The organism is Burkholderia sp. B10 (genome assembly GCF_004368385.1).
In the GTDB taxonomy this organism is placed as follows: domain Bacteria; phylum Pseudomonadota; class Gammaproteobacteria; order Burkholderiales; family Burkholderiaceae; genus Burkholderia; species Burkholderia vietnamiensis.
This window is the reverse complement of sequence record NZ_PQMX01000034.1, coordinates 17905-31680: the sequence shown is the minus strand read 5'-3', so window position 1 is coordinate 31680 and position 13776 is coordinate 17905. Positions and strand designations below refer to the sequence as shown.

General features: G+C 69.0%; 12 protein-coding genes. 8 read left to right on the top strand and 4 right to left on the bottom strand.

Annotated elements, in window-relative coordinates:
* Positions 1-214: 214 nt before the first annotated feature.
* Complete coding sequence (locus C3Y15_RS18005) at positions 215-1549, bottom strand: substrate-binding domain-containing protein (protein WP_045577856.1); 1335 nt, start codon at positions 1547-1549, stop codon at positions 215-217.
* Positions 1550-2201: 652 nt separating this feature from the next.
* Between C3Y15_RS18005 and gspF the strand changes: the two genes are divergently transcribed.
* On the top strand, positions 2202-3419 hold the full coding sequence (gene gspF / locus C3Y15_RS18000) for a type II secretion system inner membrane protein GspF (protein ID WP_014725293.1): 1218 nt from the start codon (positions 2202-2204) through the stop codon (positions 3417-3419).
* 8 nt (positions 3420-3427) lie between these two features.
* On the opposite strand, the gene C3Y15_RS17995 is transcribed toward gspF, so the two are convergent.
* The gene (locus C3Y15_RS17995; protein ID WP_059463096.1) at positions 3428-3871 is read right to left on the bottom strand and encodes a general secretion pathway protein GspC; all 444 of its coding nucleotides are present in this window, start codon (positions 3869-3871) and stop codon (positions 3428-3430) included.
* A 57-nt stretch (positions 3872-3928) separates the two neighbouring features.
* On the opposite strand from C3Y15_RS17995, the gene C3Y15_RS17990 reads away from it, so the two are divergent.
* The 6 genes from C3Y15_RS17990 (at position 3929) to C3Y15_RS17965 (ending at position 9620) form a co-directional block, all read left to right on the top strand.
* Positions 3929-4441 carry a GspH/FimT family pseudopilin gene (locus C3Y15_RS17990; protein ID WP_014725291.1) on the top strand — a complete coding sequence of 171 codons (513 nt, stop codon included), beginning with the start codon at positions 3929-3931 and terminating at the stop codon, positions 4439-4441.
* 159 nt (positions 4442-4600) lie between these two features.
* A complete protein-coding gene (locus C3Y15_RS17985) occupies positions 4601-5338 on the top strand; it encodes a secretin and TonB N-terminal domain-containing protein (RefSeq protein ID WP_034195242.1) in 738 nt (245 codons plus the stop codon).
* Between the two features lie 6 nt (positions 5339-5344).
* Positions 5345-5911, top strand: a complete 567-nt coding sequence (locus tag C3Y15_RS17980; RefSeq protein ID WP_011882516.1) for an RNA polymerase sigma factor — start codon at positions 5345-5347, stop codon at positions 5909-5911.
* Positions 5912-5919: 8 nt separating this feature from the next.
* Complete coding sequence (locus C3Y15_RS17975; protein WP_052691538.1) at positions 5920-6918, top strand: FecR domain-containing protein; 999 nt, start codon at positions 5920-5922, stop codon at positions 6916-6918.
* A gap of 251 nt (positions 6919-7169) precedes the next feature.
* Positions 7170-7424 (top strand): DUF4880 domain-containing protein, encoded by a 255-nt coding sequence (locus tag C3Y15_RS17970; protein WP_059560454.1) that lies wholly within the window; start codon positions 7170-7172, stop codon positions 7422-7424.
* A 555-nt stretch (positions 7425-7979) separates the two neighbouring features.
* On the top strand, positions 7980-9620 hold the full coding sequence (locus tag C3Y15_RS17965) for a type II toxin-antitoxin system Phd/YefM family antitoxin (RefSeq protein WP_069240333.1): 1641 nt from the start codon (positions 7980-7982) through the stop codon (positions 9618-9620).
* Between the two features lie 34 nt (positions 9621-9654).
* Here C3Y15_RS17965 and gspK read toward each other — a convergent pair whose 3' ends face one another.
* Positions 9655-10650, bottom strand: a complete 996-nt coding sequence (gene gspK / locus C3Y15_RS17960) for a type II secretion system minor pseudopilin GspK (RefSeq protein ID WP_069240332.1) — start codon at positions 10648-10650, stop codon at positions 9655-9657.
* Positions 10651-10695: 45 nt separating this feature from the next.
* The gene (locus C3Y15_RS17955) at positions 10696-11277 is read right to left on the bottom strand and encodes a hypothetical protein (RefSeq protein WP_046425334.1); all 582 of its coding nucleotides are present in this window, start codon (positions 11275-11277) and stop codon (positions 10696-10698) included.
* Between the two features lie 830 nt (positions 11278-12107).
* On the opposite strand from C3Y15_RS17955, the gene C3Y15_RS17950 reads away from it, so the two are divergent.
* The gene (locus tag C3Y15_RS17950) at positions 12108-13772 is read left to right on the top strand and encodes a ShlB/FhaC/HecB family hemolysin secretion/activation protein (RefSeq protein ID WP_224056195.1); all 1665 of its coding nucleotides are present in this window, start codon (positions 12108-12110) and stop codon (positions 13770-13772) included.
* Positions 13773-13776 lie beyond the last annotated feature (4 nt).

Here is a 13776-nt window from a genome sequence, read left to right as displayed (position 1 = left end):
TTATCGGCTCACTGTGCCGCATCGGGCAGCGCCGTATCGCGCAGGCGCTCGGCTCTCTCCTTTCGGTTCGAACCCGATGCATCGCTTCACCACGGCTCGCGTGAATCGCTGCGCTGTCCGCAATGAAAAACCCCAAAGGTCGGCTTCCGACCTTTGGGGCTCCGTCCGTCACTCGACGCGCTTCATCCGCGCGCCGATTCGGAAGCGATCCGGCTTACCGGCCCGCGTAGCCACCCGAACCGCAGATGGTCGAGTCGTTGATGTCGAGGAAGTTGCCGCTCGAGTTGCTCAGGAAGTTCGCGGAAATCGCGGTCTGGAAGCTCGACGGAACGGTGTCGAAGCCGTTGCCGTGCACGACCGACGCGTAGCTCGCGTTCGTGTAGTGGTTGTTGAGGAAGTCGTGGATCGCCGTAGCCGCGGCGCCGTTCGCATAGCACTGGCTCAGGATGATCTGGCTCGTGCCGGAGACCGGATAACCGGATGCAGGGTTCGCCAATGCGGTATACGCCGAGCCCGACACCGGCACCCAGTTGGTCGGATCGCTGGCGGCAATGCCCGAAGGCGGAGCGATCGTGCCGAGCGCCGTCTTGGCGTTCGTATACGTCGGGGCGTAGTACGCCTTGGCCGCCGTGTTGTACAGGCTCGCGATCGGCAGTTGCAGCGCGCCCGACGACGTGACGACCGAGCTTTGCGACGCGAGGAACGTGTTCGTGTAGTCCGGGCTCAGATACGCGACGGCGGCCGTACCGGCAGCCGACAACGACGCGAGCGAAGCGCGCACGCCGCCGCTGCCCGACGCCGCGACGAAGTTCGCCGGCACGCCGGACGGGAATGCGACCGTGTTCGCGAACGTCAGCGAATCGACGAACGACACGCCGGTCTTGGTATTGGCCGTCGTGCAAACCGCGTGCAGATGGCGGGTCAGCAGTTCGGTCGTGCCGCTGCCGTCCGCACGGTAGACGACCGAGATCGCCTTGTTCAGCGGATAGGCCGAGCCGGTTTCCGGGTTGGTGACCTGGTTCCAGTTCGTCAGCTTGCCCGAGAAGATGCCGCACAGGTCGTCGTCGTTCAGCGCGACGCTGTGCGCCTGACCCGGCGTCGTTTGCGGCGTCGTCGTGCTCGTCACGGCAGGGCCGTTGACGACCGGCACCGTGATGGCCGTCACGATGTACGGGATCTGGATCAGCGGGCCGTTGCTGGTGCCGAGGCCCGTGTTGTTGTACGCGCTGACCTGAGCGGTCGTGAGCGCGGCATCGCTGTTGGCGAAATGCACCGTGCCGGTCACGCCCGAGCCGAAGAAGGTCGGCTGGTTGTTCAGGAACGCGTTCTGGCCGGCGCCCGAGCCGACCGAGTAGTACGTGAACGTGCCTTCGGACGTGCCGAACAGGCCGATTTCGCCGGACGCCGGCGACACGGCGCCGATCGTCGGTGCGACGAGCGACGAGCCGCCGCCCTGAAGCACCGGGCCGGCGGCCATCGCCACCGATGCGCCCATGCCCGCGACGACGAGAGCCAGGACCTGACAGATCTTGCGCTTGCTGGATTTCATGAGAAATTTCCTTGGACGAAGATAAACGGGAACCCCTGCTACTGCGGTTGGAATACTTGTGGACCGCCGGGTAAATGTAGGTGTAAATCGAAAATGTCCGTGTGAATTTTTCATAACGAATGATGCGTAACATTTTGAGCGAATACGGCTTTTCGTTACTGGAATTGGCGATGCGGTTATTTCGCCTGCGTTCGCTGCGGACCGGCGTCCCGGATGTTGGGCATCGCATCGACGCATCGTCGCAATGCTCGCCCGGGCGCCGCGCTTGCGCCGAGCCGGCGCACTGCAAAGCGCTAACCCAATGCCAAGTCGGTTTCATGTCGAATGGTGCGTAACATTTCACGCGTCGTCGCTTGAACGACGTTTTCGTCGGCGTATTTAAATCGGCGAAACGTATTGAATCGAGTATTCGATCTGCATTATAAGAGCGAGTGATTTAAAGATTCGGAGATTAAGGTGCGTGTTATGAAATCGTTTTTTTGTGAGGCGAGTTGAATCATATCGGCCGATAATCGGCCGCGATCAAAAAGGTAGCCCAACATCCGTCACAAATTTGCGCCGGTTCGCGCCTTAGTCTTGCGCGGGCGACGCGATCCGCCTTGCCGTCTCAAGTCATCGCGGGCGGTCGCGTACGTGACAGGAGAATCCCGGCATGTCGGCATTCCGCTACGAAGCGATCGATCCCACCGGCCGCACGCTGAAGGGCGTGCTCGAAGCCGACAGCGCGCGCGCCGGCCGCAGCCAGTTGCGCACGCAAGGCCTCACCCCGCTCGTCGTCGAACTGGCCGCGCAACGTCTGAACGGTGCGCGTCAGCGGCGTCTGTCGCTCGGCCGCAAGCTGTCGCAGCGCGAACAGGCGATCATCACGCGCCAGCTCGCGAGCCTGCTCGTCGCGGGGCTGCCGCTCGACGAATCGCTGTCGGTGCTGAGCGAGCAGGCGGAGCGCGAATACGTGCGCGAACTGATGGCGTCGATCCGCGCGGAAGTGGTCGGCGGGCATTCGTTCGCGAATGCGTTGACGCAGCATCCGCGCGACTTCCCCGACATCTACCGCGCGCTGGTCGCGGCCGGCGAACACACCGGCAAGCTCGGCGTCGTGCTGGCGCGGCTCGCCGACTACATCGAGCAGAGCAACGCGCTGAAACAAAAGATCCTGCTGGCCTTCACGTATCCGGGCATCGTCACGCTGATCGCGTTCGGCATCGTCACGTTCCTGCTGAGCTACGTGGTGCCGCAGGTGGCGAACGTGTTCACCAGCACGAAGCAGCAGCTGCCGACGCTGACGGTCGTGATGATGGCGCTGTCCGGTTTCGTGCGGCACTGGTGGTGGGCGTCGCTCGCGGCGACGGTCGCGATCGTCTATGCGATCCACAAGGTGCTGTCGCGGGATGCGCCGCGCCTCAGGTTCGACACGTGGGTGCTGACCGCGCCGCTCGCCGGCAAGCTCGTGCGCGGCTACAACACGGTGCGCTTCGCGAGCACGCTCGGCATTCTGACGGCGGCCGGCGTGCCGATCCTGCGCGCGTTGCAGGCGGCCGGCGAGACGCTGTCGAACCGCGCGATGCGCGCGAACGTCGACGATGCGATCGTGCGCGTGCGCGAAGGCTCGGCGCTGTCGCGCGCGCTGGCCCATACGAAGACGTTTCCGCCGGTGCTCGTGCACCTGATCCGCTCGGGCGAAGCGACCGGCGACGTGACGACGATGCTCGATCGCGCATCCGAAGGCGAGTCACGCGAGCTGGAGCGCCGCACGATGTTTCTGACGAGCCTGCTCGAACCGCTGCTGATCCTCGCGATGGGCGGCGTGGTGCTCGTGATCGTGCTGGCGGTGATGATGCCGATCATCGAGCTGAACAACATGGTGCAGTGATGGGCGTGTCAGCGCACGAACGCGTCGGCGTGCCCGGCCGCGGGCAGCGTGATCTCGCGGCGCAGCCCGTTGCGCTCGACGACGATCGAACGCGCGCGCACGTCGGCGAGCGTCGCGGTTGCGCCGATCGGCGCGCCGCGCGACACGACGCGGGCCGCGTCGCCGCCGACGCCGACGATCGCGGCCGCGCGGCGTGCGTCGAATGCGATCACGCCGAGCACCCGGACCGCATCGCGCCCGTCATCGGGCGGCGCGCCGAACAGCCGTGCGCCGGCCGTGACGTCGGGCGGTGCGGGCAGCATCGGCGCGGCAACCGGCGCTGCGGTCGTGCCGAGCACGCGTACCGCATACAGCGATACGGCGACGAGCGCGGCCGCGGCGGCCAGCGTCGCGACGACGGCGACGGGATCCGCGCGGGACGCGACGGTGTGGAGCAGCGTGAGCGGTTTCATGGCGATCGGGCGGTTCGGGCGACGCTTTCCATTCTTTGACGCAACGGTGAATCCACGATGACGCGGCACGAAAACCCACGAACCACGGACGCGCGGCGGCCGCGCGCAGGCACGCAACGCGGCTTCACGTTGCTCGAGATGCTGGTCGTGCTCGTGATCGTCGGGCTGCTGGTCGCGGTCGTCACGCTCACGCCGTCGCGCAATCGCCGTACCGATCTCGCCGAGGAAGCGCAGCGGCTCGCGAACCTGCTCGAATCGGCGGGCGACGACGCGCAGGTGCGCTCGATACCGATCGCATGGCAAGCGGTCGGCGGCGGCTACCGGTTCGTCCAGCGCACCGACGGCGGTGGCTGGGCGCCGATGACGGACGACCTGTATCGCGCGCGCCGCTGGGGCGCCGCGGTGACCGGCGTCACCGTACGCTACACCGGCGGCGGCGACGCACCGTCGCCGGTCGTGCTCGGCAACGAGGGCATCGACGTGCCCGTCACGATCACGCTGTGGTCCGGCGACGTGCGGATGGCGGTGGTCGGCACCGGTATCGGCAACTTCGTCGTGCGCCGGCCGTGAGCGATGCGGCGCATGAGGCGGGCCGGTTTCGCGCGACCGCACGCTTCACCTGGCTGTCACAGTGGCCGCTCACAATCTGACGTTCGCTCGCGACGGTACGGCTGTCGGCGGGATGCGTTCCGGCACGCGGCGTGCAACTCCACTTCCGACCAGGGATTCATGACTCGTTCACGGGCGCCGACCGGTGTCGTGGCGCTCGTCGCGTGGCTCGTGTTCGTCGTGCCGTGCCTGCGCGGCGCGCTCGCGCAGGAGGCGGGTGTCGCGGGCCGCCCGCCGGGCAGCGTCGCGCACTTCGCGCTGCGCGCGCAGCCGCTCGCGAAGGCGCTGCAGGATTTCGCGCGCTTGACCGAGCTGCTCGTGCTCGCGCCGGCGCCGCTGCTCGACGGCCGCACGAGCGCACCGGTGCAGGGGGACTTCGCACCGCGCGACGCGCTCGAGCGGATGCTGGCAGGAACGGGGTTGCGCGCGGAATTCGCTCGCCCCGACGAAGCGATCATCGTCGCGCAGCCGGCCGCCGATGCGGCGCCGTCCGCGGCCGACGCATCGGACGCCGCGCTGCCGATCGACGGGATAGGCGAATCGGGCGAGCGGCGTGCGTTCGCGGGCATGCTGCAGGCGCATCTGATCGATGCGCTGTGCGCGCAGCCCGCGGCCGTGCCGGGCAGCTATCGACTCGTCGCGCAGGTGCGCATCGACAACAGGGGGACGGTGGTGGCAGTCAACATGGTGGCATCGAGCGGTTCGGCCGCCCGCGACGCGGCGGTGCTGCACGCGTTGCGCGCGCTGAAGCTGGACGATGCGCCGCCGGCCGACCTGCCGCAGCCGGTCACGATCCTGCTGCGGCCGGAAGGCAACGGCGTGCATTTTCGTTGTCCGCCGGCGGCGTCGCGAGGCTAGGGCGACATGTCCGATACGTCAGATACGTCCGACACCACGCGCGGCGGCCTCCGGAAGCTGCTGGCGGCGCGCTACGCGTACCTGGTCAGGCGTCTGGAGCGCGTGACCGGCTCGAAGGACGGCGCGACCGACGCGCTGCACGAGACCTGGCTGCGCCTCGAGAACGCCAACGTGTCGACGCAGGTGACGAACGCGGACGCCTACATCCTCGGGATGGCGAACAATGTCGCGATCGACCAGCATCGCCGCGAGCGCCGCCATCTGCACGACGACGACGTCGAAACGCTGCTCGAGACGCCCGACGAGCTGGCCGACCCGGAGCGCATCGTTGCGGCGCGCCGCAAGGTCGACACGCTGAAGGACGTGCTGCTCGGCCTGCCGCCGCGGCGCCGTGCGATCCTGCTGGCCGCGCGCGTGGACGGGCTGCTGAACCGCGAGATCGCCGAGCAGTTCGGCATCTCGTTGCGGCTCGTCGAAAGCGAACTGAGCGCGGCGATGAAGTACTGCCTGCAACGCATGCAGGAAGACGGCGATTCGTACACGGGCTCGCGAGGCGGGCCGCGTAAATTTTGAGTACCCGGATGATGACGAAAGCCCAGGCAGAACCCGCCCACGACGCCCTCGACGAAGCGAGCGCGTGGCTGCTGCGTCTGCGCTCGGGCGAAGCGAGCCAGGCCGACGCCGACGCGTTCGAGCGCTGGTGCGCGCAGCGTCCGCAGGCGGCCGCGCTGCTGCGCGACACGTGGGGATCGTTGCGCACGGCGGCCGCCGAACTCGCGCAGGAAGAACGCACGAACGCCGCGTGGGCCAGCGTCGCGAAGCGCGAGCGCACGATGCGCACGGGCCGCCGCGCGTTCATCGGCTTCGCGGTAGCCGCGGGCGCGTCGTGGCTCGCGGTGCGCCCGCCGCTGCAGCTGTGGCCGTCGCTCGGCGACCTGACCGCCGATTACCACACGGGCACCGGCGAGCAGCGCAGCGTCGCGCTGTCGTCGCGCGTGACGGTCGCGCTCAACACGCAGACGCGCATCGACATGCTGCCCGCGAGCGATGCCGCGCACGGTGTCGAAGTCGTCGCGGGCGAGGCGGAGATCGACGCGGCCACGCCGCTCGCCGGCCGCGCGACGCCGCTCCAGCCGGTGACCGTGGTCGCCGGCGACGGCCGCATGCAGGCTACCGTCGCGCGCTTCAACGTGCGGCGCACCGGTGCGCAGGTGTGCGTGACGTGCCTGTCCGGCACGGTCGCGCTCGCGCATCCGCGCGGCGCGCGCACGCTGAAGGCCGACGATCAGGTGGTCTACGACGATCGCGGCGTGCAGCCCGTAACGCGCGCCGATCCGGGCGCGATCAGCGCGTGGCGGCGCGGCATGCTGGTGTTCAACGACGTGCCGCTGTCGAGCGTCATCGACGAAATCAACCGCTATCGTCCCGGCCGGGTCGTGCTGCGGCGCACCGCGCTCGGCGCCAACCGGATGCAGGCGCAGTTTCCGATCGCGCGGCTCGACGACGTGATCGACATGGTCGGCCGCCTGTACGGCGCGCACATCACGCGCCTGCCCGGCAACATCGTGTTGCTGAGCTGACCGGCGCGTTCTTCGCCTTCTTTCTCCTTCCTCTGCCGCAACGGGCGGCGCGCTCGCGCTGCCGCGCGCGCGTTGCGGGTTACCGTCGTCCGATACGACCTGATCAATGAGGGCCGGCAAACGTCGGGCCGCCGTATGCGGCTGCCCGGTGGCGCGTGGTCGGATCCGGGGCGTGGATGGCGGGCGCCCCGGCCGTGCAGCGATGCGCGGCGCGGGGGATCGGTGTCGAGGCAGCTTCGGGCGGTGGCGTGATGATCGACGAATCGCAACGGGATGCGGATTCCGGCGCCGCGCACGCGCGCGCCGACGCGATCCGCGAAGGCGCGGTGCGCTGGCTGCTGTGGCTGCGCACCGGCGAGACCACGGAACACGAACTCGACGCGTTCCGGCGCTGGCGCGCGCAGAGCGACGAGCATGCGCGCACCGTGCGCGAGCTGATCTGGATGTGGGCCGTGCTCGCGGCGATCGGCGGCCCGGAGCGGGGCGGCTCGACGCGTACGCATTGAGCGCCCGGTCCACGCGGCATGCCGGGCCGCGGCGGAATCGTTTTCGTCTGCGCGGCAGCGCGTCGTGCGCGAAATTCTGCGGGTTAGGCGCGCCCGCTTCGACCTTGTATACGAGAGAGCGAGGGGGCCGTGAAGCGGGACCGGAGGCCGATGCGGGCCTGCGGATCGCCGCCGCGTGGGGCGTGGGGTGTGGCGCAGTGAGCGGCCGGCCGCGGGCAGTCGTACGTGCCACGCCGCGCGGCGTCTAGCCGATCGTCCACGTCGCGTGGCGGTTCACACAGAAACGGGAAGCGTTCGAACAACGGGCGGATTCTTGCAGAGCAACGATATGGTCGACCATCCATTGCAGCAGCTCGCCGCCGTGCCGGACCTGCGCCGGGCGCCAGTCAGGCATCGTCGCGACGTGCGCGTAAGTAAAGTGCGCGTCACCGCGTGCGTCGATGGCGAACCGCGCGCCGCGACGGCAGGCGGCGGTGCGCGTTCGGTCGCTCGCGAGGCGGCTGCTGCGGCCCGGCAACGGCGAGCGTGCCGGGGCGAACGATACGGAGCGGCCCGATGACGCGCGCGGTGGTCGAACGCTTCGTCGAACAGAGCCCGATGGCGATCATGACGCGGCTCATGCTGCAATGCGCGCTGCACGACGACTGGCCCGATACGCGCGACGATGCAGGCGGCGAGCCCGACGACGAGCCGATCCGCGAGGCGCTGTTCGCGCGCGCGGTCGATGCGATCGCGGCGATCGCCGCACGGGCGCGCACGCGATCCGATGCGGGCGGCAGCGCATCGACCGGCGGCGCCGCGGTCGCCGCGCTGCACGACGCGATGAGCCGGCTGCGCGCCGGCTGGGGGCGTGCGCTCGTGAAGGACAGCGCGGAGCTGCTGCAGCCGATCGCGGCGGTGCGCGCGGACGAGCGCGGATTCGAGGGGATGCGGCTGCGCGTGCTCGAGGACGCGGACGACGGATGGATGGCCGCGCCGGATGCCGGCGATGGCGGTCGGCCGCGCGACGCTGCTGCGCGCGAACGCGCGCCCGACACCGGCGCGCGCGTGCTGCCCGTCTACGATCCCGATCTCGGGTTGATCGTCGATCTGCTGCCGGTCGAACGCGGCCGGCAGAACGCGCGCGCGTTCGTCGCCGCGCTGCTCGAGACGGTGCGGCCCGGCGAGCTGTGGATCGTCGACGGAGGCTTCGATGCGGATGCGATCCTGTCGGGCTGGCCGCGCCGCGGCGGCGCGTTGATCTTGCGCGAACATGGGCGCGCAAGCGGATGCCGGCCGCTCGGTGCGTGGCGCGAGGCCGGCGCATGCGGCGACGGCCTTGTGTACGAGCAGCCGGTCGCGATGGCGGGCGACGACGATGCGGCCGGTGCGTTGCGCCGCATCGAATGGCGTCGCGCGCGGGCGGACGGCGAGCTTGCGGGGACGACCACGCTGTTGACGGACTTGTCGCCCGCCCGGTTCGATGCGGTGCAGATCGTGCAGCTGTCGCGCCGACGCTGGCGCGACGCGCTGCCGTTGCCGCTCGAGCCGGTACGGGAAGGTGCGCCGTTCGGCGACGCGCCGGCGCGCGCGTCGCTGCTCGCGTGCGGTATCGCGGCGCTCGCGTACAACGCGTTCAGCATGATGACCCAGGTGATCGGCGCGGCGCTCGACCTCGACGCGCGCAACGCCGAGCGTCTTCCTGCGCATATCGCCGACGGCGTCACCGCGGTCTACGCGGGGATGATGGTCGCGCTGCCGCCCGACTGGTGGCGCCGCTACGACCAGCTGCCCGCGACCACGCTCGGCCAGATCGTGCGGCTGCTCGCCGTGCATGTCGATCCGCGCAGCGAGCGGCGCAAACGGCGCGACCGGCTGTCCGCGAAATCGCAGGCGCTGCTGCGCGCGGCGACGCTCGAACGGCTGCTGCACGACGACGGCGACGATACGGCCGCGAACGTGTTCAGCCTGCGCACGATCGCGATGGGGACGCGCGACTTCAGCAGCAATCCGTCGAAGGCGCTGCGGCATGCGGGCGATGCGCTCGTGATGGTCACGAAATACAACCGGCCGATCGCGCTGCTCGTGTCGATCGACGACTGGAACCGCCTGCTCGGCGAAGTGCGGGAGACGAGCCTCACGCGCTTGACGTTCGAGTGTGCGATGGCCCCGCAAGCGGCGCGCACGGTCGGGTTGACCGAGTCGTCGCCCGTCTAGCGCGGCGGCGCCTGCGCAACCAGCGCGGCCCGCTTCAACTCGTGAGCCGCCGCACCCAGATCACCGATGTCCACGTGAAGTTGCCGCTGCCGTAGCGCGCGATCAGCGTGTCGACGCGTGCGTTGATCCGCGCCGAATGCACGCGGCAATGCACGATGAAGTAGCCGCTGGTGACGCCCACGGCCGCGCCGTCGGGCAGCGTCGCGTTGCCGCCCGGCGCGGGCAGCAGATATTCGGCGATGTCGCCGGTGCTGACGAAGTACGCGGTGGCGCGCCGGTCGACGAGCCGCTTTGCCTGGCTTGCCGACAGGGTCGGAATCGCCGCGACGAGCACCGGCTCGGCCGCCGTGTTCGCATTCACCATCGTCAGGTCGGGCAGCACCGTCACGAACGGTGCGAGCGCATCGATCGCACGTGCGTCGTAGCCGGGAATGCGGGCGAGATCGTCGACGCTCACGAGTTGCAGCGGCCAGCCGTCGGGGCCGTTCGTGTCGCGCAGCGAGCGCAGCATGTAGTCGGCCGTCGCTTGCGCGAGCGCGGCGTCGAGCCCGAGTGCGCCGAGCAGGCGCCGATACGCGAGCACGCCTTCCGCGTTGGCCTGCCACGGCTTGCCCGGCGCGACGCGCGACACGAGGTTCAGCAGGTTGAAGCGCGCCTGCGCGTCCTCGACGTTGCCGGCGATCGACGCGCGCGCAAGCTCTGCATTGACCGCGATCGCATCCGGCGGCAGCAGGTCGGACAGCCGCACGTCGGCGAACGGCGTCGACCACGGCTGGCCGACGAAGGTGACGTTCGACGTCGCGTTCTGCGCGCGCAGCAGCGCACGCGCCCATTCGACCGCGGCGCGCTCGACCCACATCGTTTGCGTCGCGAGCCGCTGGTTCTCGACGTCGCGCGTCGCCACCTGCTGGCGCCACAGCACGCTGGCCGCGAGTGTCGCCGCCAGCGCGACGACCAGCAGCACCGTCACGATCGCGATGCCGCGCGCGCGCGGCGCGCGTGTTGCACAGGATCTTCCGTATCGATGCATTCGCGTGCCCCCGTTATGTGGTCGCAGCCGCGTTCAGATCCTGATTCAGGCCTCGAACGCCAGCCATGCGTGAGCGATGCTCGCATGCGCAGATGACGTGACGCCGAACGTCGCCGCAAGCGCCGCGACCCAGCATGCGAGCGTCGCGGGGCGCAGGTCGCCGCCGTCGACGGCGAGCGGCCCGACCAGCGCCGCGATCGCATGCGAGCGCCACATCAGCAGCACGAACAGCGTGCAGCCGATCGCCGTCGCAACGAAGAACATGAACAGCGCGACCGTCGAGCGGCGCGTGAACGGCATGCGGTGATGGCGCTGATTCGCCGCGACGATCGCGATGCCGTTCGCGACGGGCACGATCGCGATGGCGAATGCCCAGAACAGCGGCTGGTCGCTCGACGCGTTGACCAGCAGCAGCGCGCCGATCGACCAGACCGGCGGTGCGAGCAGCGTCAATGCGCACCATGACAGCAGTTGCCACGCGAGCCACGGCGCCCGCCAGCGCAACGGACGCGACGGACGCGGCGGCACGGTGCTGCGGGCGACGGCCGCGCGCTGCGGGTTCGGCGGTGCGGCCACGCCGGCGATTCGACCGGCGAGCCAGCGCACGAGCATCGTGGCGAATGACATGAAACGGACCCTTCGTCGGCGTGTTGTTCTCATTTGATTAAGACGGATCGGGGCGCGCGATACCGCAGCCTTTCACGATGCGTGCGCGATCGCCGTCGCTCTGGTGGATATCTTCAGCTCAATGTCACAAAAACTTCCCGATAGCATCAGACGATGGTCGGGCTGCCCGCATGGCGCGTCGCGCATCGCGCGATGCCCGTCGGGCGGCGTACGTTTGCCGACGCTGCAAGCAAGTGCAACGCCGTAGAGCCGTGATGGCCACGCAAACGATACGCATACGAAACCGGGGGCCACGCACATTCCTGCACGGCATCCCGCGCGAGCGCGCGGGCTTCCGCCGTGCGCGCATTGCAGGCCGCATGCCGTCGACGCCGCTGCTGGAGCGGCGCCGTCGGCCGCGCGTATTCGCGGGCCGAGCGGCGGCTGCACGTGTTAGGCGTCGCGCCGGCTGCTCGCACAAAAAAGTTTGCGGCAATGCGTACTTCGTTCCGTCTAGGTAGGTGAGAGCGGCAAGCCGGTGCATCGGGCACGCTCGCGACGCGGTCGAATGCGATGCGGCCGCGTCGATGGTTGCGGGTTGTGCGATGACGATTCGTCCTTTCCGATTGACACGGTCGAGGCCGTTCGACAGTGCGACGGCGGCGACACGAACGGCGCCATCGTTCGATGCTACGGCTGCGGGTATCGGAAATCTCGGCAACGCACCGCGCAGTCCACGATAAGGATGGCGAACCAAGCGTCATCAAAGTGAAACAGGCATTTGATAACGGAGCGGGCGGCGCATGCAGCACGGCCGGTCCGGGAATCGGAACCACATAGGGGAATGGCGCATGCCGCCGAGAGTAGACCGCAAGTCACGCGAACGATGGCGGCTGAGATGCCGATGCCTGGCCGGCGCCGTATTGGCCGGCGGCCTGTGCGGCGCACCGGGCGTGCGCGCACAGCAAGCCGCCGCGGCGCCGGCCGCGAGCGCCGCCGCGCCGCAAGCGCCGGCGCCGCAGACGTTCGACGTCAACGCATTCGTCGTGCGCGGCAACACGACGTTGCCCGCGCTCGAGATCGAGAAGGCCGTCTATCCGTTCGAAGGGCCGGGCCGCACGCTGGCCGACGTGAACGGCGCGCGCGATGCGCTGCAGAAGGTCTATCAGGATCGCGGCTATCAGTCGGTCGTCGTCGAGTTGCCGCAGCAGCAGGTGAAGAACGGCGTGATCCTGCTGCAGGTGACCGAGGCGAAGGTCGGCCGGCTGCGCGTCGAAGGTGCGCGATACGACTCGCCGCAGAACATCCGCGACGCGGTGCCCGCGCTCGCCGAAGGCAAGGTGCCCGACTTCAACCAGGCGCAGCAGCAGCTCACGGGCCTGAACCGCTCGGCGGACCGGCAGGTGATTCCGGTGCTCAAGCCGGGCACGATGCCGCAGACGGTCGACGTGGATCTCAAGGTCGACGATCACAGCCCGCTGCACGGCACGCTCGAACTGAACAACGACAACAGCCCCGGCACGTCCGCGCTGCGCACGAGTGCGAGCCTCAGCTACTCGAACCTCTGGCAGCTCGGCCACGTGATCTCCGGCACCTACGTGATCGCGCCGCAGCATCCGAACGATGCGCGCGTCTATGCGTTTTCGTATCTCGCGCCGATCAGGGACACGCGCTGGAGCTTCCTCGCGACCGTCGTGCATTCGGACAGCAACGTCGCGTCGGTCGGCGGCACCAACGTGCTCGGCAAGGGCACGACGTACGGCTTCACCGCGATTTATGCGCTGCCCGGATCCGAAACCTACGCGCACACGGTCAGCATCGAGATCGACCGCAAGCATTACGACGAGAACGTGAGCGTGGTCGGCCAGACCTCCACCGCGCCGCTGACCTATGTGCCGGTGACGTTCTCGTACAGCGGCCAGCTGAGCCTGACGAACTCGCAGACGTCGTTCTCCGCGTCGCTGACGACCAACATCCGCGGCCTCGGCAGCGACTGGGGTGCCTGGGACAACAAGCGCTACAACGCGACGCCGGATTTCGTGTACGGCAAGTTCGACGTCAACCATACGCAGCGCTTCGCGAACGACATGCAGGCCAACGCGCACGTGAGCGCGCAGCTGTCGAACTCGCCGCTCGTGTCGAGCGAGCAGTTCGCCGCGGGCGGGATGAACAGCGTGCGCGGCTACATGCAGGCCGAAGACACCGCGGACAGCGGCGTGATCGCGTCGCTCGAGCTGCGCAGCCCGTCGCTGTCGAAGTGGCTCGGCGGCGCGGTCGGCAGCCGCGTGAACGAGTGGCGCTTCCACGCATTTTTCGACGCCGCGCATCTGTGGCTGCTGAGCCCGCTGCCGGAGCAGACGTCGCGCTTCAACCTGATGAGCGTCGGCGTCGGCACGCGGCTGCAGCTGATGAAGTACGCGAGCGCGGATTTCGAGGCCGGATGGCCGCTGAAGGCCGGCGTCTATACGCGGCAGTACAGCCCGCGTTTCGATTTCTACGTACGGCTGGGGTTCTGACGGA

Bases quoted from the DNA above. Each gene is read 5' to 3' on its own strand.
- C3Y15_RS18005 (WP_045577856.1), bottom strand. From the start codon at position 1,549: ATGAAATCCAGCAAGCGCAAGATCTGTCAGGTCCTGGCTCTCGTCGTC.
- gspF (WP_014725293.1), top strand. From the start codon at position 2,202: ATGTCGGCATTCCGCTACGAAGCGATCGATCCCACCGGCCGCACGCTG.
- C3Y15_RS17950 (WP_224056195.1), top strand. From the start codon at position 12,108: ATGCCGCCGAGAGTAGACCGCAAGTCACGCGAACGATGGCGGCTGAGA.
- C3Y15_RS17965 (WP_069240333.1), top strand. From the start codon at position 7,980: ATGACGCGCGCGGTGGTCGAACGCTTCGTCGAACAGAGCCCGATGGCG.
- C3Y15_RS17970 (WP_059560454.1), top strand. From the start codon at position 7,170: ATGATCGACGAATCGCAACGGGATGCGGATTCCGGCGCCGCGCACGCG.
- C3Y15_RS17990 (WP_014725291.1), top strand. From the start codon at position 3,929: ATGACGCGGCACGAAAACCCACGAACCACGGACGCGCGGCGGCCGCGC.
- C3Y15_RS17975 (WP_052691538.1), top strand. From the start codon at position 5,920: ATGATGACGAAAGCCCAGGCAGAACCCGCCCACGACGCCCTCGACGAA.
- C3Y15_RS17980 (WP_011882516.1), top strand. From the start codon at position 5,345: ATGTCCGATACGTCAGATACGTCCGACACCACGCGCGGCGGCCTCCGG.
- gspK (WP_069240332.1), bottom strand. From the start codon at position 10,650: ATGCATCGATACGGAAGATCCTGTGCAACACGCGCGCCGCGCGCGCGC.
- C3Y15_RS17995 (WP_059463096.1), bottom strand. From the start codon at position 3,871: ATGAAACCGCTCACGCTGCTCCACACCGTCGCGTCCCGCGCGGATCCC.
- C3Y15_RS17985 (WP_034195242.1), top strand. From the start codon at position 4,601: ATGACTCGTTCACGGGCGCCGACCGGTGTCGTGGCGCTCGTCGCGTGG.
- C3Y15_RS17955 (WP_046425334.1), bottom strand. From the start codon at position 11,277: ATGTCATTCGCCACGATGCTCGTGCGCTGGCTCGCCGGTCGAATCGCC.